Origin of the sequence: Barnesiella propionica, from assembly GCF_025567045.1 — a bacterium.
Lineage (GTDB): Bacteria > Bacteroidota > Bacteroidia > Bacteroidales > Barnesiellaceae > Barnesiella_B > Barnesiella_B propionica.
In genome coordinates this window covers 32,559-53,402 of record NZ_JAOQJK010000004.1, presented here as the reverse complement: position 1 = coordinate 53,402, position 20,844 = coordinate 32,559, and the positions used below count along the sequence as shown (strand labels likewise).

General features: G+C 40.3%; 16 protein-coding genes. 9 read left to right on the top strand and 7 right to left on the bottom strand.

Annotated elements, in window-relative coordinates; translation table 11 throughout:
• Window positions 1-263: 263 nt before the first annotated feature.
• A complete protein-coding gene (locus OCV73_RS06605) occupies window positions 264-3,161 on the top strand; it encodes a calcium-translocating P-type ATPase, PMCA-type (protein WP_147550599.1) in 2,898 nt (965 codons plus the stop codon).
• 56 nt (window positions 3,162-3,217) lie between these two features.
• Here OCV73_RS06605 and OCV73_RS06600 read toward each other — a convergent pair whose 3' ends face one another.
• A complete protein-coding gene (locus tag OCV73_RS06600; RefSeq protein WP_147550597.1) occupies window positions 3,218-3,874 on the bottom strand; it encodes an HXXEE domain-containing protein in 657 nt (218 codons plus the stop codon).
• 186 nt (window positions 3,875-4,060) lie between these two features.
• Between OCV73_RS06600 and OCV73_RS06595 the strand changes: the two genes are divergently transcribed.
• Window positions 4,061-4,948: a helix-turn-helix domain-containing protein gene (locus OCV73_RS06595; RefSeq protein WP_147550595.1), complete on the top strand. Its 888-nt coding sequence runs from the start codon at window positions 4,061-4,063 to the stop codon at window positions 4,946-4,948.
• 396 nt (window positions 4,949-5,344) lie between these two features.
• On the opposite strand, the gene OCV73_RS06590 is transcribed toward OCV73_RS06595, so the two are convergent.
• Window positions 5,345-5,704, bottom strand: a complete 360-nt coding sequence (locus tag OCV73_RS06590) for a winged helix-turn-helix transcriptional regulator (protein ID WP_147550593.1) — start codon at window positions 5,702-5,704, stop codon at window positions 5,345-5,347.
• A gap of 165 nt (window positions 5,705-5,869) precedes the next feature.
• Between OCV73_RS06590 and OCV73_RS06585 the strand changes: the two genes are divergently transcribed.
• The 5 genes from OCV73_RS06585 (at window position 5,870) to OCV73_RS06565 (ending at window position 11,166) form a co-directional block, all read left to right on the top strand.
• Window positions 5,870-6,397, top strand: a complete 528-nt coding sequence (locus tag OCV73_RS06585; protein WP_147550591.1) for a DJ-1/PfpI family protein — start codon at window positions 5,870-5,872, stop codon at window positions 6,395-6,397.
• A 345-nt stretch (window positions 6,398-6,742) separates the two neighbouring features.
• The gene (locus OCV73_RS06580; RefSeq protein WP_147550589.1) at window positions 6,743-7,420 is read left to right on the top strand and encodes a 2-C-methyl-D-erythritol 4-phosphate cytidylyltransferase; all 678 of its coding nucleotides are present in this window, start codon (window positions 6,743-6,745) and stop codon (window positions 7,418-7,420) included.
• A complete protein-coding gene (gene recG / locus OCV73_RS06575) occupies window positions 7,408-9,504 on the top strand; it encodes an ATP-dependent DNA helicase RecG (protein WP_147550587.1) in 2,097 nt (698 codons plus the stop codon). The genes OCV73_RS06580 and recG overlap by 13 nt, the downstream gene beginning before the upstream one ends.
• Window positions 9,505-9,721: 217 nt before the next feature.
• The gene (ndk, locus tag OCV73_RS06570) at window positions 9,722-10,192 is read left to right on the top strand and encodes a nucleoside-diphosphate kinase (protein ID WP_147550585.1); all 471 of its coding nucleotides are present in this window, start codon (window positions 9,722-9,724) and stop codon (window positions 10,190-10,192) included.
• A gap of 5 nt (window positions 10,193-10,197) precedes the next feature.
• The gene (locus OCV73_RS06565; RefSeq protein WP_147550583.1) at window positions 10,198-11,166 is read left to right on the top strand and encodes a M23 family metallopeptidase; all 969 of its coding nucleotides are present in this window, start codon (window positions 10,198-10,200) and stop codon (window positions 11,164-11,166) included.
• 376 nt (window positions 11,167-11,542) lie between these two features.
• On the opposite strand, the gene OCV73_RS06560 is transcribed toward OCV73_RS06565, so the two are convergent.
• Entirely contained in the window at window positions 11,543-12,637 is a 1,095-nt protein-coding gene (locus OCV73_RS06560) for a hypothetical protein (protein ID WP_147550581.1), read from the bottom strand.
• A 210-nt stretch (window positions 12,638-12,847) separates the two neighbouring features.
• Here OCV73_RS06560 and OCV73_RS06555 point away from each other — a divergent pair, with 210 nt between their 5' ends.
• Together OCV73_RS06555 and OCV73_RS06550 are read left to right on the top strand one after the other, a co-directional pair.
• Window positions 12,848-14,086 carry a PCMD domain-containing protein gene (locus OCV73_RS06555; protein WP_147550579.1) on the top strand — a complete coding sequence of 413 codons (1,239 nt, stop codon included), beginning with the start codon at window positions 12,848-12,850 and terminating at the stop codon, window positions 14,084-14,086.
• Window positions 14,087-14,183: 97 nt separating this feature from the next.
• The gene (locus OCV73_RS06550; RefSeq protein WP_147550577.1) at window positions 14,184-16,394 is read left to right on the top strand and encodes a S8 family peptidase; all 2,211 of its coding nucleotides are present in this window, start codon (window positions 14,184-14,186) and stop codon (window positions 16,392-16,394) included.
• A gap of 70 nt (window positions 16,395-16,464) precedes the next feature.
• On the opposite strand, the gene OCV73_RS06545 is transcribed toward OCV73_RS06550, so the two are convergent.
• The 4 genes from OCV73_RS06545 to OCV73_RS06530 form a co-directional block, all read right to left on the bottom strand.
• On the bottom strand, window positions 16,465-18,063 hold the full coding sequence (locus OCV73_RS06545) for a tetratricopeptide repeat protein (protein WP_147550575.1): 1,599 nt from the start codon (window positions 18,061-18,063) through the stop codon (window positions 16,465-16,467).
• An 80-nt stretch (window positions 18,064-18,143) separates the two neighbouring features.
• A complete protein-coding gene (locus tag OCV73_RS06540) occupies window positions 18,144-19,301 on the bottom strand; it encodes an MFS transporter (protein WP_147550573.1) in 1,158 nt (385 codons plus the stop codon).
• Window positions 19,302-19,315: 14 nt separating this feature from the next.
• Window positions 19,316-20,131, bottom strand: a complete 816-nt coding sequence (gene kdsA, locus OCV73_RS06535) for a 3-deoxy-8-phosphooctulonate synthase (protein ID WP_147550571.1) — start codon at window positions 20,129-20,131, stop codon at window positions 19,316-19,318.
• A gap of 5 nt (window positions 20,132-20,136) precedes the next feature.
• On the bottom strand, window positions 20,137-20,844 hold the full coding sequence (locus OCV73_RS06530; protein ID WP_147550569.1) for a 16S rRNA (uracil(1498)-N(3))-methyltransferase: 708 nt from the start codon (window positions 20,842-20,844) through the stop codon (window positions 20,137-20,139).

Genomic DNA, 20,844 nt, shown 5'->3' with positions numbered 1-20,844 from the left:
TTACAAAAAAACGAGGATATTTGTTGCATTAACCTAAAACAATCTTTTTTACCTTAAAAATTAATACCTATTGAAAACCTATAAAAAAGAGCTTTTGCGAAAAAGCTCTTTTTTGTTTATTCCCTATTATAAGACATGCCTCAACAAGATATGCAACATAATTGTATTATGTATGTAATGGTATTGTAACAGACGCCAGAACACATGTAAAAAAAAAACTATATCTTTGAAAGCTCATTGGAATAAATAATTTGCATTATCAAATGGACCAAAAAAAGCATTTTACCGGTCTTACCGATACTCAGGTAATAAAAAGCCGGGAAATACACGGGGCAAATATCCTCACCCCTCCACAAAAAGTATCGATGTGGAAACTTTTCCTTGAAAAATTTAAAGACCCCATCATCCGTATCTTACTGATTGCGGCACTTTTATCATTAGGTATCTCCATTATCCATAACGAATACGCAGAAACTATCGGAATATTCTGTGCTATTTTTTTAGCGACCGGAGTCGCATTCTGGTTTGAAATGGATGCTAACAAAAAGTTCGACATTCTTAACCAGGTCAATGACGATGTCATGGTAACTGTAGTACGCAACGGAGTAGTCACCGAAATCCCCAAAAAAGATGTCGTGGTAGGAGACATAGTCATGATAGGCACAGGAGAGGAAATCCCGGCAGACGGAGAACTCCTGGAAGCTATCTCATTGCAAATAGATGAATCTTGCCTGACAGGAGAATTAATGATCGACAAGACTACGAATCCCGCCGAATTCGACAAAGAAGCTACTTACCCTTCCAACTATGTACTTCGGGGAACCAAAGTACTGGACGGGCACGGCATTATGGAAGTAAAAGAAGTGGGAGACCAGACACAATACGGAAAAGTTGCCGAAAAGTCAACCGAAATAAATGAAGAAGAAACTCCTCTGAATATACAATTGAACGGATTGGCAAAATTCATCAGTGTAATCGGTTTTTCTTTAGCCATACTTACCTTCCTTACTTTATTTATCAAAGATATCCTGTTTACGGACTATCTTTATTTCAAAAGTCACTTAGGACAATTTTATCTATTAGGGTCAGCAATTGCCGGAACGGCCGTAGCCTTGTCCAAAGTATGGGTTCCCATCTTTTACGATGCTCTGTCCCTTTTGAAAATACACAGGGATATTCCCCGGCGCGTAGAAAAAGGAGGTTGGATGCAATGGTTGTTATGGGGCGTGCTTACATTTGTAGTACTATGTATTCCTGCATATTTTGCCGGGATAAACCCGATAGAAGCCTCTTCATGGGTCAATATAGATATAGCAATGAAGGTCCTGAAGTATTTCATGGTAGCGGTTACACTCATAGTAGTGGCTGTACCGGAAGGATTGCCCATGAGCGTAACACTGAGTCTGGCACTCAGTATGAGACGCATGCTCAAAACCAACAATCTGGTACGTAAAATGCACGCCTGCGAAACAATGGGAGCCGCCACTGTTATTTGTACGGACAAAACCGGAACACTCACTCAAAACCAGATGCAGGTTCACAAAACTAATTTTTACAGTTTACCGGCAGACAATCAGATTCCCGGCTCCAATGAAACCGGAAACCTGATAAAAGAAGGCATATCGGTCAACTCAACAGCCTTCCTCAACCATTCCGAAGAACAAGTAAAATCTCTGGGAAACCCTACTGAAGCCGCACTCCTGTTATGGTTATTTCGTAACGGGATTCCATACGATCCTTTAAGGAACAATGCCCAAATACTGGAGCAACTTACATTCACGACAGAACGTAAATATATGGCGACACTGGTACAATCACCCCTGCTCCATAAAAAAGTGCTGTACGTAAAAGGGGCTCCTGAAATCGTCCTCTCCAAATGTAAAACCATTCGCATGGCAGACGGAGAACTCCCTGTTTCGGAATACAAGGCGGCCATCGAAAAACAATTGTTCGATTATCAGAATATGGCTATGAGAACATTAGGGTTCGCTTATAAATTCGTAGATGACAACGAAACCGGGAAAATTCAGGAATTGGTCGAAAGCGGACTGACATTCCTAGGTATTACAGCCATATCGGATCCGGTGCGTGAAGATGTTCCCGAAGCCGTAGCAGAATGCCTTAACGCCGGAATACAGGTAAAAATAGTTACGGGCGATACCCCCGGAACAGCCAGAGAGATAGGTAGACAAATAGGAATATGGAATGTAAGCGACACTGATGAAAACATCATTACCGGAGTCGAATTCGAGGCGTTGTCGGATAATGTCGCCCTCGAGAGAGTCCGGAAATTAAAAATCATGTGCCGGGCTCGTCCTACGGACAAACAACGGTTGGTACAACTTTTACAACAAACAGGTGAGATCGTCGCAGTAACAGGAGACGGAACCAATGATGCCCCGGCCCTGAATCATGCCCACATAGGACTTTCAATGGGAAGCGGTACATCCGTAGCCAAAGAAGCGAGCGATATTACATTACTTGACGATTCGTTCAAAAGTATCGCAACCGCAGTTATGTGGGGACGTTCTTTATACAAAAACATCCAGCGGTTCCTGCTATTTCAGCTGACAATAAACGTAGCTGCTTTGCTTATCGTATTTATCGGTTCCATAATAGGAACAGAATTACCATTGACCGTAACGCAAATGTTGTGGGTAAACCTGATTATGGATACATTTGCGGCCGCCGCCCTGGCCTCTCTGCCGCCTAACAAAGACGTAATGAAAGAAAAGCCTCGTAAAAACAGCGACTTTATCATTACTCCGGTCATGCGCAATAATATCTTATTCGTTGGAATCTCGTTCGTATTGATCTTGATAGGTTACATGATATATAGTACCTGGTATGATGCCGATAAAATTTTCAGTCCGTACGAACTTACCTGCTTCTTTACTATATTTGTCATGCTACAGGTGTGGAACCTGTTTAACGCAAAAGCATTCGGCTCCGGAAAATCCGCATTTAACGACCTGAATCACGACGGAGCGTTCTTACTGGTAGCTTTATTAATTATTATCGGACAAATCCTGATAGTCACGTTCGGAGGAGAAGTATTTCGTACAGTACCGCTTGACATTAAGACATGGGCCATAATCATAGGAAGTACTTCCATGGTATTGTGGATTGGAGAATTGATCCGGCTTTTTAAACGTAAATAAAACCGTTTACAAAGACTGTAACGCCCCGATGAATCGGGGCGTTACAGTCCGGCTGATTAAGAATTTAAGATATCCTTCACTTTTTTTTCCGCATATCCGTACATTTGTTCATTTGTAAATGGGTATTTGGATTTTCTGTTGCGTAATAATCTTACAGGCCCTAACCACAAGACAAGCATAGTTAACCACGAACCGACGAACCCGATAATATAATCGCTTACAGTCGCCATATTGTTAGCGGTAACATACCATATATAATAAATTCCTATTGGCCAGTGCAATAGTATAACCGATGCCAGGCCGGGATTATACCAACTTCCTATTTTCTTATTATTCCAATAGCCATGATTAATAATCTGCACCATTCCTTGCCCCACTTGTATCAATCCGTACCAAATAGCACTCGGGAAAATAATAGCAAGAATATAAAAAGGATAAGTCATAAACACGTTATTAATCATGGCCGTATTGGCGTTTAAAGGATAACGGTCAACATCCTTCTTCTGCCCCCAAAATGCGATATTAAATATGGCAGGAAATCCGCCGGGAATGCCGTATTCTTCAAATTGGTGCACCAACATAGCCATAAAACTATATGTAAGTATCACTTGAATATGGCTCATGTTACCTATCCCCAAAAATCCCATATAGTAGGATAGTGCCACGAATATGACACCTCCTACATAATACCAGTTGCGACGATAAAAATTCATACTTTTTTCTGTTAAATAATGATTTACTTTAATGATGTAAAGTTAACCACTCGATTCTTTTTCAACCTGTTCTTTTTATTAGCAAAAATGTTCTTTTTATTGATTATAATTTGATTTAACCCGTTATTACACAAATAATCACGACATTTTTACTAAATTCGCTTATCTCAAAAATACAAAAACAATATGCGCCCGCAGCGACTCACATTCGAATCGGTAAAAGAATCGATAAAACAAAAAACAACCGAAAATAATCGTACATACTTTGGCAAAGATTTTATTGTTGTTACCAACAACAATCATCTATTAAGCCATATGCTTTTACAAACCAATCCCGTTACACTACATTACACTATGCTCGGCTTCGTAAGTAAGGGTAAGGCTGTCTTTACTGTCAACCTGCTGAAAAATCACCTGTATCAAGGTAATATTGTAGTGCTAAATCGAGAAACGATATATCAGTTGGAGGAATGTTCCGACAATTTCACTTTCGACATATTAATCTTGTCGGACGAATTAATCGGTATATTGTTCCCTGAAAAAGAACCCGAAATATTAGACCGGCTGTCAGAATCCGTAATTCCTTTAAATGCCTCTGAAATGGACATTGCCGTCTCTTTGATCGATACCATTCTGAAAATTCTCCATGAACACAGCGGTAACGAACTCCCGGCTTACGATATTATCAGGGCAATCGTTCGCTTTGCAGACAACATTCGACAATCCGTAAACGAACGAAAAGAGCAAACTCTCTCGCGCGAGCAAGAAATATTCAACAGCTTTTTGAGACTCGTTAATATGAATGCATCCAAAGAACGGACTATTTCTTTTTATGCCGACAATCTCTGTATAACACGCAACTATCTTAGTATCATTATAAGTCGGTTCAGCGGTGTAACCGCAAAAAAATGGATTGAGCGGGCAGTCATAATGGAGGCGAAAGCCCTGCTCAAATTCAGTGCCTTGTCAATTTCGGAAATAGCTTACGAACTGAGTTTTCCTAATGACAGTTTCTTTAATAAGTATTTTAAAAGAATTGTCGGTATCACCCCTATGCGTTACCGCAAATCATAATCTCGCCTATACATTTTTACATAGGGAATTTATTTCCCTTATCTGTTCCGGTCAAGGACAAAGAATGCCACGTCTTCTGTTGAACAATACTCTCAATCTCATTGAAAACTCCTCCAATTCCACAATTTTGAAAATTGCCGCATCTCCCGTAAGGTACATATAAACCATTCAAATACCGAGACTGAAAGCACTCAGCAAAAAGACAAAAGATTGTCATCCGACCGGAAGAACATTTATATCATTCGGCGGTAGATTATGCGGGAAAAGAGCATTACAGAAAGTGATCGTTGCGGATTAAAAACATTTATACGGACACGGCCGGATTACAAATCCGATTGAACGGTATGACACCCCGGCGGATTTGTAATCCTCCGGCAAACAGATACGGAGATTTTGCTATTCATCCGCAACATTTGTTTTACGTCTTTCGATAATAACCGGCATATTCGCCAAAGCCCATTCAACCAGATGATTCAAATAAGGGATGAGACTACGTCCGCGTTCGGTCAAACAATATTCCACCCGGGGAGGAATCTCCGGAAATACTTTACGGCTTACCAATCCGTCAGACTCCAGCATTCTTAATGTGACAGTAAGCATACGCTGTGATATATCACCGATACTTTTCTGTATATCACCAAAACGCATCACTCCATTGGCATTCAATGTTACCAATACGAGCATTGCCCATTTACTCCCCAAGCGACTCAGCACATCCCTTATAGGACAGATTCCCGACGAATGAAAATTTTTCATTTTTTATATCTTTCTATCTATTTGTATACCAGTATTACTTACATGCATGTAAGTATCTTATCATCAAGTACGTACTTGCATTTCATAAAATTAAAACATATCTTTACACTACAAAGATAACAAACTTACTAAAAAGAACTATTATATCATTTAAAACTTATAACTATGACAAAACAAGTAGCAGTATTGGCCGTTAATCCGGTAAATGGTTTCGGTCTGTTTCAATATCTGGAAACATTTTTTGAAAAAGGTATCTCTTACAAAGTATTCGCCGTGTCAGATACAAAAAACATCCTGACAAATTCAAAAATACCATTGCAGGCAGACGATACCGTCGGCAATCTGAAAGGACATGCGGACGAATACAATGCTTTGATCTTCGCATGTGGCGATGCTGTTCCTGTTTTTCAAAACCACGCCGACAAAACTTACAATCAGGATATGCTTGCAGTTATCAAAGAATTCGCCGAAAAAAATAAAATACTGGCGGGACATTGCGCGGCAGCTTTGATTTTCGAGATAGCCGGTGTGACCGAAGGGTGTAAACTATCCATACACCCCCTTGCAAAACCGGCCATCCAAAAAGGCATAGCTACCGGTAAAGAAGCAATGGTAGACGGTAACCTCTACACGGCACAAAGTGAACATACGATTTCAGTATTAATGCCCGAATTACTGGATGCACTGAAATAAATATCCAACAAAAGAGTACAGTACATTCCGTACCGCTTCTTTAAAAAGATAACCTGATCAAAGCGCTATAATCTATTCAATTATAGTGCTTTTTTATTTTCCTATAACACTTGAAAGTACTATTCTATGTAATTAAAATACAAACAGACAAATAATACTATCCCATACATACCCTTCACTTCCCTCGAATTACCTCACATTTCCATGTCCGAACGATAAATACATATCTTTTCCTCATCTACCCGCACATGTAAAAATTAACAACGTAGTATATTCACGACGCTGCCCCATCTCATTTTCCTATTCCGTTTTTTTATGTATTTTTGTAGATAAAAGAATAGCCGAATGGAAAAATACGTAATAATAGTTGCAGGAGGGAAAGGTACGCGCATGGGAAAAGAGATACCCAAGCAATTCCTCCCGGTTGGCGGGAAAGCCGTGCTTATGCATACGATCTCTGCTTTTTACGGGTATGATCGAAATATACGTATTATTCTCGTATTGCCGGAAGAACAACAAAGTTACTGGAATGAACTATGCAAACAACATTCATTCGATATTCCCCATGAGATAGTTTCAGGGGGAAACAGCCGGTTCCAGTCTGTAAAAAACGGTTTACACCGGGCCGGTTCCCACGGACTTATCGCCGTTCATGACGGAGTGCGCCCTTTCGTTTCCCGCAATGTCATAGATGCCGCATTCCGCACGGCAGAATCGGAAGGCTCCGCCGTTCCCGTATTAAAAATGACCGATTCCATACGTGAGATCACAGAAGATAACAAAAATATCGCAAAAGACAGAGACCGTTACGTATCGGTGCAAACTCCACAGACTTTCCGGGCCGATATACTACAAGAAGCATATAACAGGGAATATAATGAGAGATTTACCGATGACGCATCGGTTGTGGAAGCTGCAGGTTATCCCGTCTCCCTGATCGAAAGTAATCGCGAAAATATAAAAATAACAGTACCTTTTGATTTGCAAATAGCGGAAATAATAGCTAAAGAATGCCGGATATAGCTTACATAGACATAAAATACCTACCGGGAGTAGGACCTAAAAAAGCAGACCTTCTCAACAAGGAGTTAGGAATATACTCTTACCGGGATATGCTGTATTATTTCCCGTACAAATACATCGACCGCAGTAAAACATACCGTATAAAGGAAATAGACGGCAATATGCCCTATATACAACTGCGGGGACGAATACTGGCTTACAGCACCCAAGGAGAAGGAGCCAGACGCAGGCTCACGGCAACATTCAGCGATGGAACCGGAACAGTGGAACTCGTATGGTTCAAAGGGATACGGTTCATTACTGACAAATATAAACCCGGCAACGAATATACCCTCTTTGGCAAGCCGACCTTGTTCAACGGAAAGATAAACATCGCCCATCCCGAACTGGATCATGTGGACGATATACTGGACCGTAATACCGGGCTACAGGGATACTACACCACTACCGAGAAAATGAAAAATAATTTTCTCAACTCCAAAGGACTTCAAAAAATAATCTACAATCTATGGAACAGCCTGCAAGGTCCTCTTGAGGAAAGTCTTTCGGATGAAGTCATAAATAGAGCCCGGCTCATAGGAATAAACGACGCCATACGCAACATTCACTTTCCGCTATCGGTAGATAAGCTGAGACTAGCAGAATTCAGGCTTAAATTCGAAGAGTTGTTCTATCTGCAATTGCATATTCTCCGCTACACACAATTAAGAAGCCGGAAATTAGGAGGTTTTGTATTCAAGCACATAGGAGATTACTTCAACAGCTTCTACCATGACGTCCTACCCTTCGAACTGACCGAAGCACAAAAACGGGTTATCAGAGAGATACGAAGCGACGTAGGAAGCGGAAGGCAAATGAACCGGTTGTTGCAAGGAGACGTAGGAAGCGGTAAAACACTGGTTGCCTTGATGTGCATGCTTATGGCTCTGGATAACGGATTTCAGGCCTGTCTTATGGCTCCTACCGAAATACTGGCTACCCAGCACTATGAGACGATAAGACAGCTAACGGAGCCGATAGGGATACGTACGGGATTATTGACCGGATCGACTCGAAAAAAAGAGAGGGAAACACTCCTGAACGAACTGCTTACCGGAGAAATACATCTTCTTATCGGAACTCATGCTTTAATTGAAGATACCGTCAATTTTTCAAATCTGGGTATGGTGATCATAGACGAGCAGCATCGTTTCGGAGTTGCGCAACGGGCCAAATTATGGAAAAAAAACAAAATCCCCCCTCACGTACTGGTCATGACGGCCACTCCTATTCCACGCACTCTGGCTATGACTGTATACGGAGATCTCGATGTGTCCGTTATCGATGAATTACCACCGGGACGTAAACCTGTACAAACCCTTCTACAATACGATAATAAGCGCTCAACCCTTTATACATCCCTGCGACGACAAATAGAATTGGGAAGGCAAATCTATATCGTATATCCTCTTATACAGGAAAGTGAAAAATCCGACCTAAAAAACCTGAATGACGGTTACAATCATATCCGGGAAGTTTTTCCCGAATACAAAGTATGTATGGTACACGGCAAGATGAAGCCGGCGGAAAAAGATACGGAAATGCAGAAATTTGCCTCCGGAGAAGCACAGATCATGGTAGCCACTACTGTAATAGAAGTCGGTGTGAACGTGCCGAATGCGTCTGTCATGGTTATCGAGAATGCCGAGCGTTTCGGGCTGTCCCAGTTACATCAGCTAAGGGGACGGGTAGGACGGGGAGCAGACCAATCTTACTGTATATTAATGACCTCTTATAAAATCACTCAGGACACCAGAAAAAGACTGGAAATCATGGCAGAGACAAATGACGGGTTCCGCATATCCGAAGCCGACCTGCAGATGAGGGGACCCGGCGATATGGAAGGAACGCAACAAAGCGGAATCGCATTCAACCTTAAAATCGCCAATATTGCCAAAGACGGCCAGATATTACAGCTCGCCAGAGATATGGCAAGAGAAATTATTGAAAACGATCCGTATCTGGAACAACCCCAACATTATATTTTAAAAAAAGAATTGAACAGGTTGTTTGCAAAGCAAGTGAATTGGAGTCAAATCAGTTGATTATCACTATGTAAGTTGTTCGTTATTAACGAAGTTATTAATTTATGGAAATATGTTGCAAAACATATAAATATATAATCCATTAATTTTCAACTATTTACACACAAAACTTCACTTAAAGAGACAACAAGCTCTATAAATTGTGTTAATCGTCTAAGCTATTTTCTGAGAAATTTTATTATCTTTGGAAAGATGTGCATAAAACAGCTGTCAAGGAATGGAGAAAACTCTTATTTTGCTAAAACCATCTGCTATACAACGCGGACACATAGGTCATATTATCAGTCGTTTTGAAAACAAAGGATTACGTATTGCCGGGCTGAAGATGATGCAACTTACCGATGAAATCATCGATGAGCATTATGCCCACCTATTAGATAAACCGTTTTTTCCGAGAATCAAGGCCAGCATGATGGCAACTCCGGTAATTGCCGGTTGTATCGAAGGTCTCGATGCTGTAGCCGTAGTGCGCACGCTTACCGGTGTGACTAACGGACGCAATGCCGCTCCGGGTACTATTCGCGGGGATTTCAGCATGAGCGTTCAGGAAAACGTTATACATGCCTCCGATTCTATAGAATCTGCAAAAACAGAAATTAATAGATTCTTCAAGGCTGAAGAATTATTCGAATATAAGCTGGCTTCTTTTCCGTTTATTTATTCTACGGATGAAGCGAAACAAGATTAAAACGAATGAATATTTACAGGATTAAACACTTGATGATCTCAGGGCTTGTTGCCATTCTTCCGTTAGGAGTTTCGGCACAAAACAAACCAACACACAAAATATCATCTTTCCAACATAAAGAACAACACAAAAACCTCCTCGCCAGTCAGAAAAATATACACCGTGAAATAAGCCTTATTGATTCCGTAGCATTTGCCCGTCAACTGGAAGAAGAAGCTTCGGAATTTCCCGCTCTGGACATATACGGTGATAGCTGGGACCAAGAATGGGTAAATCCGTATAAAAAATCATTGAGCGAACTTCCCGATAATGTAAAAATAGATGTTTCGGATTACTGCATGCCGGCAAATTCTACTAATATAACCTCCGGTTACGGTTATCGTCGCCGCTTCCGCCGTATGCACAGAGGCGTCGACCTTAAAGTACAGATAGGAGATACAATCCGAGCAGCATTCTCGGGCAAAGTAAGATTAACGAAATATGAACGCAGGGGATATGGCTATTATGTTATTATCCGTCACAATAACGGACTTGAAACCATTTACGGTCATTTGTCCCGCTTCCTTGTAAAACCGGACCAAATAGTAAAAGTAGGTGACCCTATAGCTTTGGGAGGAAACACAGGCCGTTCTACAGGCTCTCACCTTCATTTCGAAACTCGTTTCTTAGGAATGGATATCAATCCTGAACTGATCTTCGATTTTGAAAATCAGGTTCCTCATACCGATCAATTCGTATTTACACCCAACAAACTATCGAACGATACCCGGAACAGAGCGACAGCATCTTATCGTTCAAATGCAGGAAAAAGCCATTCTAACGGTTCCAAATACGTATCATATCGTATTAAATCCGGAGATAATTTATCAAAAATAGCTCAAAGAAACGGTGTTACTATTAATCAGATATGTAAACTGAACGGCATTTCGCGCAACACAAAATTAAGACCGGGAAAAGTACTAAGGTTAAAATAATTTTTCAATAAAACAATAATTTCTGATCTCTTTATAGAGGGAAATCCTTTCGAAGATTTCCCTTTTTTATTTTCTCCATAAAAATCATAAACAGAAAATCACCGGCATTAATAACCTATATATAAAGTGAAGAAGACCATTCTCATATATTATTTTCCGGTCACACACTCCCGCATTTAACACATAAATACTTTATTCTATTTACCTTTATCGGGTACAACGAATGAAGCAATTCGTCCGATAATATCTTATCTATAAACTTATATATAAACCCAATAGGCCTATTTTTCTATCCGATAAAAAGAAAATAAGCGTTCCAAACAAAACGACCCCTGCATATTCTTGCAGAGGCCGCCGATACATATATAATAATTCCTTACCGGATCACTATAAACAAATAATCTTTATTCAGAACAAGAGTATTTTCATGTTCTCCGTTTGAAAATTGAGCCAAGATACTGTATTGACGCCCGAATTCTTCGACCATAGCGTAGGCTTCTTCCACGCTCTCCAGCGTTTTCAGTTTATCACCAAAAGCATCATTGACAAAAATTTCCTTCAAAGTGCCCAACCCCAGCTCGGAATAACCGGCCAGATATTGTTTCCAAAGAGCGATAATTTCATCGTCGGAGAGTCTTTCAGGAGCATAAGCAGATATTTCTTTAATCTTTTTAAGTGACGCATCGGAGTCCATATTCACAGTGAAAGCGTTTCCTTTATTATCGATCGCTGAATCGAAATAAAGATAAGACAACGCATTTCCGAATTGAATCTTATTGGCTATAAGATTATATTGTTTTAGCGTCTCATCTATATCGCTTCCGACTAAGGTTCCTAATTGAGAAAAATCCAACGGTAAATAATTCTTTAGAAATTCAAACCGGAAGTCTCCCTGTATCAGACACGGAGCTGCATATGTTTTCGAATTAATTCCGAATATCGTATAAACCAATGTTTTCTCCGTACCTTCCGTATTTACGTAATCAATAGACTCCTGTTCCGTTTGCTTTATACCGCCCTGTGTACTTCCGTCGGCCATGATACGGCTGAATTTTGTTCCTAAAAAGCGGCCTAATGTATAGTCAGCAGCATTGCCGACATATTTTTTCCAAAGATCTGTATTCTTAGATTGATCTCTAGCAGTAAGAATAATTTTTTCAATCGCACCGTTTTTATCTGCTATCACTCGCATATTCAATGAATCCCGGTCCTGATCTATTGCTTTTATTTGATAGTCGGTATGATTCGCATCCGATTCAAATACGTATTGTTTATTCTCTTCATAAAACACGGCACAATCTGTATTTACCGCCTTTCCTATTTCTATGAAATCAAGCGTTTTGGTTTCTACATTTTCCTCTCCGGTTCCATCATTTCCTCCATTACCCGACGGTTCATTCTCATCTTTATTACAAGCATATCCCGATAAAATAACCGAAAGCATCAATAAACATTTAAGTGATCTATTCATGTTGTTTAGGTTTATAAATTAATAATATATTAGTTAGATTCTCTACAGCCGCACTTTCAAATGCTACATAATTATTACTGCACAATTATATTTTTACCATTTTGGTAGCAAATATAACAAATAAATTGACATTATATATGTATTATAAAAAAAGAAATGTAACTTTGTAAAGGAATTCAACATAATATAAACATCATAACTACATTTAACATGAAAAAACTCATACTCTTTTTATGCGGTATATTTAGTATTGCCGGAGGTGTTCATGCACAACAAATCAACAACGGAAATTTTGACGCACCCTGGGTTGACGACGCTCTTCAGGTCGGAATGCAACCTGCCGGATGGAGTGCGGTCGTTGCTAATGCATCGGCATGGGGTTCCACAATGAAAGCATCTCTCGTGTCACAAGAGACACGTACCGAATCTCCCGTAAATTACAATGCGAAACTTATAAATAAATTCGCAGGAGGAAGCCAATGGGGAGTTTCTTACGGATTTGTTCTCCCGGGCTACATAACATTAGGAAATTCATGGTTGTATATTAACTCATCTTACTTTACCGTGTCGACTTCCGACGCAGGAGTTCAAGGCGGCATAGAGTTTTCATTCCGCCCCGATTCTCTAATCGGATATTTCAAATACACCCCTGCACAAACTAACGAGATTGCCGATGCCGCACACATCCGCATATACTCCTGGAGCGGAACCCACACCAGCACTTCGGAAAAAGGAGATATTGCCTTAACAGATAATATGAAAGATATATGGTCCGGTAATAGTAACGCGATGCTGATATCGAAAGGGGAATACTTCATATCGGAAAAAATCGGGGAATGGACGCGCATTGCTATTCCTATCGAGTATATAAACGACGATATACCTGAAAAAATGAACATATACATTTCCGCATCTTCATTCCTCACTAAAGATGAACCTTTCACTGTAGGAGAAAATGATATTCTCAGAGTAGATGACCTACAGTTTATATACAACCATAAACTAACAGAAATAACGTTAGACGGAACTCCTATAGAAGGATTCGATAAAGAAACGCTAGAATACAACGGACTCTCTATGAAAGGAAATGCCTTTCCTGAAATTTCCTGGAAGACAGACGGAAAAGATGCCAAAGTCTCCAAAGAAACCGAAGGTAATACAGTAAAACTAACCGTAACCGCTGCCGATGGAGCCCAAACCGTATATATTTTGAATTTCACGAAAACAGATGCAGTTGAGAATATCGATAATGCTTCTTTAAAAATATATGCAAATAACGGCATCTTATACATAAAAGGCAATACGGAGAATCTTCCTGTAGAAATATATAATATGCAGGGACAGCTCGTTTCGGTTCATTCGGCAACAGAAAACTTCCGTCCCGATGTATTGACCAACTCATTATATATAATCAAAATAGGAGAAAAAGTATCTCGTATCTTGTTTTGATTAATATTATAAAAAGATGGAATATACTTCAAAAGGAAATATATTCCATCTTTTTCTTTTCATATTCATGTATTCCACGATCTAATAGCCAGCACTAATGAGAAGAAAACAAAGTTTATTTTTATTATTTATCCTCCTCCTGACAGCGTCCCTTCACGCAGAAACAAAAGACATCAATTATAGGAATTTGTCTGCCGGAACACAACATGCAATTACTCTTATACAAAAAAACAACGGAAAAGAATATTCCAAAGAAAAATCTTCGGCAGCAACACTTTCCGGATTCATCTACATCTCGGACGAATCGGTCGTGGATGAATTAAAAAATTTGGGAATAACCATAAATGCCATTTACGGGCAAAACATAGTCACGGCCCAAATTCCGTTTAATACATTACCACAACTCTCTCAATTACCAGGTGTAATCAATATACAAGTATCGGAAACCGCTGTACTCTCTCTGGACAAAGCCAGGGAAGACTGTTATGTAGATAATGTGCATAATGGAACAGAAATGAAATCTCCTTTCACCGGAAAAGGTGTCATAGTAGGGATAGTCGATTGCGGCTTCGATACCGGACACCCCGCCTTTTTTGAAACCGACGATATGACAAAAAGCCGCATTATACGTTTCTGGGATCAGAACCGGGAATCGGGAACTCCTCCTTCCGGATTTTCAAAAGGCTCTCTGTTTGTTACTCAGGAAAGCATTTTAAATGCAGGAACAGATAATGCAGACCAGACACATGGTACTCATGTTGCAGGAATAGCAGCCGGAGGATATGAAGGAAGTATTAATACATCCGTAACAGAGCTGAATAACAATAATCCTTTCTACGGATGCGCACCGGACGCATCTATTGTTTTAGTCGGCACTACGCTTCAAGACAACGATATACTTGATGGAATCCGTTATATTTTCAATTATGCCGATTCGGTAAATATGCCCGCTGTCGTCAATATAAGTATCAATACATTCACAGGACCACACGACGGCACATCGGCTTTCGACATGGCACTGGATGCCATACAAGGCCCCGGACGAATTGTCGTGGGAGCCGTAGGCAACGAAAATAAAAACCATACCCACACGGGGAAAAACCTGACCACAGAAGAAACCTCTTTAAAAACCGCATTCGTCACCAGCGGGGCAAGCCCTAAAGTAATAGAGGCTTGGGGCGGAGCAGGCACAAGTTATCAAGTAACGATTCTGTTTCAGGATAAAATAAGCCATGAAATATTATGGACAATGGATGCCTCTCCCGAAAAAAAAGATAATATACAAGCTGTACCTGACGAACTGAACAACTATAAATCGGGTAACGTATCGGTATATTTCAACCGTGCACCTAATTCAAAGCTTCAGGCAAAAATTATATTTACAGATGTATTTTTAAAACGCGGCGATATAATACTGGAAATACAAGGAGAACCTCAAAGGATAGATTTATGGACCGATAAAGCATACGGAACATTTTCAAGTATGAACATGGAAGGATTGACAGATTATACGACCGATTATGTGGCAGGAGAACTGGGGGGAACCGGAAAAAAAATCATTTCGGTAGGAAATTATACTACCCGAAATAAATGGATCAATTTTTCGGGGAAACAGCAATCCCAGGTACTTGAATATCCGATTGGACAAATAAATTATTTCTCCAGCCAAGGCCCGACAACAGACGGTAGAATGAAACCGGATATCAGCGCACCGGGCGGAATGATGATGTCGGCCATCTCATCTTATTATTATCTCTTTCAAGATAATTCGGCCAATACGATAGCCCGCTGCAATAAAAATGACAAAAATTACTATTTCGGACAAATGACAGGAACTTCCATGGCATCACCATTCGTTGCCGGAATCATCGCTACCTGGTTACAAGCCAGTTCTACCCTCTCTCCCGATCAAATAAAAGAGATACTTGACCATACGGCAAAAAAAGATAATTTCACCGGCCCGAACAGCAATAATACGTATGGACGAGGGAAAATAGATGCTTGGAACGGGATTAAATATATTCTCGAACAACCGGATTTAGGATCTCATATCGACAAAATATCCAGGTTATCAGTTTATCCCACACATATATCAGACAACTTCCGCATCCTGTCAGCTAACGAATACCCATATATGAACATCTATATTTATAACCTGAACGGGATACTGGTATATAATAAAAATATTAAAGCTGTAACGTCCGGAAGCGAAACAAAAATAAACACTTCGGCTCTCTCTTCCGGCAGTTATATAGTCAACATCATCACCCCGTATGACAACCAAACGTACCGGATCATCAAAAAATAAATCCACTTTTTAAAAAGACGGCTTGATTGAATTCATTTTCAATCAAGCCGTCTTTTTAAAAACATAAACATCAAAATATATTCTTGTATTTTAACAAAATCTCTTCGAATCTCGGATTTTTTCGTATAGGAGCCAACGAAACTACCGGATCATTATTCTCCCGCACATTATAAAAATCACCATAACCTAATTTAAAAGCTTCTTCCAAATGCTCTAAAGCCAGTTGCGTCTCCCCTAACTGCGCATAAAGACACGCCGCATAATAATAATCCTCCCCCGAAGGATTAGATATATGATTTGCCAGAATAGCGTCTATCCACGCTGCAGCTTCATCCGTCCTTCCTAACCGGGCAAGAGCGAAACCTTTATAATTTCTCACAGACACAGGATTTACATCCAGACTAACCACCCTTTCATAATCCAAATTAGCCGACTTCTTATCTTTAAATTGAGTCTCCGTCAGATATCCCCGCATCAAATAACCAAGTGCATGTTCTGCATTATTGGCGATCGCTTCATTCAAACACATGCGCGCTTCATCATAATTTTTCAATGCAGACATACCCCGGCTCAATTCTATAGCAGCATCCGCTGAAGAACTATCTTGTTCAAGAGCTGTCTGCGCAGCCGCCACCGCCTCTTTATAATTACCCATAGCTCTTAAGACCGCCGATTTATGAAGATAATATAACGGGTTTCCCGCATCCATAGTTATAGCAGACAATATATCGTCCAGGGCGTATTGGTATCCGGCCAAATGAAAATAACATAAAGAACGGTTATAGAACAAAGTATGATAGTAAAAATATTTTTTTTCTATTATTGTATTCCAGTCCTTTGCCGATAAAGAATAACGATTGTTATTCTTTTCCACTACGGCTCTGAGGTAATAAAGCATACCGGCACCGGGATTACGCGCTATCGCCTGGTTCAGCCCGTTCATCGTTACCTCATAATTGCTATTACCGTACTTTATTATTGCCTGGGTAGCGTTCGTATTGCTGTCATCCAGAATGATCGCATATAACAAATCCGCAATAGCATCATCATCGAGTCCCATATTATCATATATTTCGGCACGGCGAACATATATATCAGGAGAAGAAGGCGACAGATTGACAGCAACAGACAGCATATCTTTAGCCCGTACCATATTTCCCTCACGGGCTTCGATTCGCGCCAGCCCCATATAGGCTTCCTGGTTACGTGCATCCATGCGTAAAAGCGTATTATAATCTTTCTTTGAATCCTCATACAATTCCATTTTATACAAGAGGTCGGCCCGGTCTTTCAAAGCCATAGATAAAGACGGATTCAAATTAAGAGCACTATTCAAATCGGTAAAAGCATGTCTATATTCTTTCCTGTCAGCATAAATTTTCGCCCGCAACAGATATGCCTGGGACAAATCTATTTTCTCCTTTCTCGGAAAATATTTTATTGCATTGGTTATATCATCCAAAGCTTTATCCATTTCCCCATAATTGAAATAGTCATTTGCACGCCGCTGAAATGTAACATAATCTCTGGGGTTTTCCTTCAACTGTTCTTCATAAACTTCCATCATAGCTTTTACCAAATCGCTTGAAAGATAATTATTCTGGGCAATAAGAGGACTAAGAAAATAAGAGAAAAGGAAAATACAGGAACAAATCTTATAAAACTTCATATTAACTTACTTTTGATATTTTCAAATTCTAAACAAAGATAGATATTTGTCGCTATTTGAAGATATATTTCCAGACAAATCTATCTATGCCGCCAACGCATTGAAACAAACAACAACAAAGCAAAACACAGCCACAACAAATAAAAACCGGCTACAGGAGAAATATGATCGTTCAAAACCCCCATTAACCAAGGCACAACTGCACCGCCCGATACAGCCATAATTAACAGGCCGGAAACTTCATTCGCTCTTTCCGGTACTTCGTTAAGCGCAAAAGAAAATATAATAGGAAAAACATTTGCACAGGTAAAACCGATCACTAACACCAGTCCTGAAACGATCCAAGCGGAATGCATCGGCAACAAAATCCCTGTTGTTATCACAGCCAGGACCATTGTCCAGAGCCAAACCTTTCCCGACGACATCCGGTACAAAAGGAAAGCACCGGTAAAAGACCCCACGATACGAGCTATAAAATATAAACTCGATCCTAAGACAGCTTTTTCCAGAGGAACCCCGCATTGAGTTTCAAGGAATTGAGGGACATATACATTCATACCGACATCTATTCCCACATAAATAAACAGAGAAAAAAACAATATTGCCAGACGCGGATTCTTAAGCAGTAAAAAAGTAGATGCAAAAGAATTCTTACTCGTCCGCTCCACCGGCTCCTTACGTATTCCGGTTACCAAAAGCCACAGACCGGCTACTAAAGTTATACCTGCATATAAGGGGAATATATCGCGCCAGTTCCCCGTCGCTGCGGCTATAAGCGTAACCAGTACGGGACCCAAAAAAGAAGAAGAAGAACGAAAAAACTGTCCAAGGGTCAAACTGGTTGTCAATAACCTGCCCGATACGACATTCCCCATTAAAGGATTAAGTGAGGTTTGCATCAGCGTATTGCCAATACCTATCAGGGCAAACGTAGTAATCATACCTCCGAATGTATATCCAAAAGAAGGAATAAACAAGGCAATACATGTAATAGCCATACTCAGCAATACCGTATTCTTACGTCCTATTTTATTCATCAGTATTCCCGAAGGAACAGCAAGAAACGCAAAGCCGATAAAAGCCATCAGCGGTAAAAAAGAAGCCCATGTACGGCTCAATGAAAAATCGGTCTTTACATAATTGGCCGATATGCCTACTACATCTACCAGCCCCATAATAAAGAAACCAAAAAATACCGGGGCCAGCGTTATCCATGTTTTTGTGTTTGTTTTTTCCATAGCACAGGAAAATCCTATTTAAACTCGTTAAGAACCTGACGTATCGCAACCAAACGGGTCAATAATCCTTCCAATAAATCTAAACGCAACATATTCGCACCATCGGACTTCGCTTTCGAAGGCTCGGGATGCGTTTCCATAAACAATCCGTCCACTCCAGTAGCAACTCCAGCACGCGCCATCGTTTCTATCAACTGGGGTAATCCGCCTGTTACACCGGAAGTCTGATTCGGTTTCTGTAGTGAATGAGTAACATCCAGAATTACCGGAAAACCAAATTTCTGCATCTCGGGAATGCCCCGGAAATCAACGACCAAATCCTGATAGCCGAATGTTGTACCTCTCTCGGTAACAGCAACCTGACGGTTTCCGGCATCCACCACTTTCTGTAAGGCGAATTGCATTGCTTCAGGAGAAAGAAATTGTCCTTTCTTAATATTGACAACCCTCCCGGTCTCAGCAGCAGCAACCAACAGATCGGTCTGCCGGCATAAAAAAGCCGGTATTTGCAAGACATCGACATAACCGGCAGCCAAGCGGGCTTCTTCAGCCGTATGAATATCCGTAACAACAGGAACATCAAAAGTTTCTCTTATTTTTCGCAATATCTTTAATGCTTTTTCATCCCCTATTCCGGTAAAAGAATCAATCCTGGAGCGATTCGCTTTCCTGTACGACCCCTTAAAAACATAAGGTATTTGTAACTTATCGGTTATCGTAACGACTTTCTCAGCTATTTTCAGAGCCATATCTTCTCCTTCGATAACACAAGGGCCCGCCAACAAAAAGAAATTCCCGGCCTCACTATGTTTTAGATTTTTCAATATCATAATAGTTATTTTTTTTGATTCAGCACATGTATTGTATGGCAAGCCACTATTCCGGCTGTCTCGGTACGTAAACGACTATCTCCCAAAGATACAGGTTCGAAACCATTAGACAAAGCCAATTCTACTTCTTCAGGACTAAAATCGCCTTCCGGACCAATTATAACCAAAGCATTCTCACCCGGTTTGTAACATTCGCTCAATAACCTTCTTTCCTCCCCATCATAACAATGAGCAATAAATTTACGTCCGCTAAAAGATCTCTGAATAAAGTGTTTGTAATCCGTCATTTCAGAAAGTTCAGGTAACTTTGCTTTCAAAGATTGTTTCATGGCCGATACCAATATTTTTTTCAGTCTTTCGGTTTTCATTTCCTTACGCTCGGAAAACCGGCATTTCAGCAAAGTAACAGCATCTATACCTATCTCGGTAGTCTTTTCGGCAAACCACTCAATACGATCCAGATTTTTAGTCGGGGCAATAGCTATCTCCAACCGGTAAGGCCATGGATTCGGGCACATAACCGTTTCAAGAATATTCACTGCGCAACGTTTCGGATGAGCCTCAGAAATTACAGCCCGGTAATAAACACCTTTCCCGTCTATAAGACCTATTTCATCACCCTCTCCCAAGCGAAGCACTTTAATACAATGCCGGGATTCAACCTCGGGTAATTCTTTTACTTGTTCAATATCAGGGGTATAAAATATATGCAT

What these genes read in the sequence shown, in the direction of transcription:
- OCV73_RS06605 (WP_147550599.1), top strand. Translation starts at nt 264, where the DNA reads ATGGACCAAAAAAAGCATTTTACCGGTCTTACCGATACTCAGGTAATA.
- OCV73_RS06600 (WP_147550597.1), bottom strand. Translation starts at nt 3,874, where the DNA reads ATGAATTTTTATCGTCGCAACTGGTATTATGTAGGAGGTGTCATATTC.
- OCV73_RS06595 (WP_147550595.1), top strand. Translation starts at nt 4,061, where the DNA reads ATGCGCCCGCAGCGACTCACATTCGAATCGGTAAAAGAATCGATAAAA.
- OCV73_RS06590 (WP_147550593.1), bottom strand. Translation starts at nt 5,704, where the DNA reads ATGAAAAATTTTCATTCGTCGGGAATCTGTCCTATAAGGGATGTGCTG.
- OCV73_RS06585 (WP_147550591.1), top strand. Translation starts at nt 5,870, where the DNA reads ATGACAAAACAAGTAGCAGTATTGGCCGTTAATCCGGTAAATGGTTTC.
- OCV73_RS06580 (WP_147550589.1), top strand. Translation starts at nt 6,743, where the DNA reads ATGGAAAAATACGTAATAATAGTTGCAGGAGGGAAAGGTACGCGCATG.
- recG (WP_147550587.1), top strand. Translation starts at nt 7,408, where the DNA reads ATGCCGGATATAGCTTACATAGACATAAAATACCTACCGGGAGTAGGA.
- ndk (WP_147550585.1), top strand. Translation starts at nt 9,722, where the DNA reads ATGGAGAAAACTCTTATTTTGCTAAAACCATCTGCTATACAACGCGGA.
- OCV73_RS06565 (WP_147550583.1), top strand. Translation starts at nt 10,198, where the DNA reads ATGAATATTTACAGGATTAAACACTTGATGATCTCAGGGCTTGTTGCC.
- OCV73_RS06560 (WP_147550581.1), bottom strand. Translation starts at nt 12,637, where the DNA reads ATGAATAGATCACTTAAATGTTTATTGATGCTTTCGGTTATTTTATCG.
- OCV73_RS06555 (WP_147550579.1), top strand. Translation starts at nt 12,848, where the DNA reads ATGAAAAAACTCATACTCTTTTTATGCGGTATATTTAGTATTGCCGGA.
- OCV73_RS06550 (WP_147550577.1), top strand. Translation starts at nt 14,184, where the DNA reads ATGAGAAGAAAACAAAGTTTATTTTTATTATTTATCCTCCTCCTGACA.
- OCV73_RS06545 (WP_147550575.1), bottom strand. Translation starts at nt 18,063, where the DNA reads ATGAAGTTTTATAAGATTTGTTCCTGTATTTTCCTTTTCTCTTATTTT.
- OCV73_RS06540 (WP_147550573.1), bottom strand. Translation starts at nt 19,301, where the DNA reads ATGGAAAAAACAAACACAAAAACATGGATAACGCTGGCCCCGGTATTT.
- kdsA (WP_147550571.1), bottom strand. Translation starts at nt 20,131, where the DNA reads ATGATATTGAAAAATCTAAAACATAGTGAGGCCGGGAATTTCTTTTTG.
- OCV73_RS06530 (WP_147550569.1), bottom strand. Translation starts at nt 20,844, where the DNA reads ATGCATATATTTTATACCCCTGATATTGAACAAGTAAAAGAATTACCC.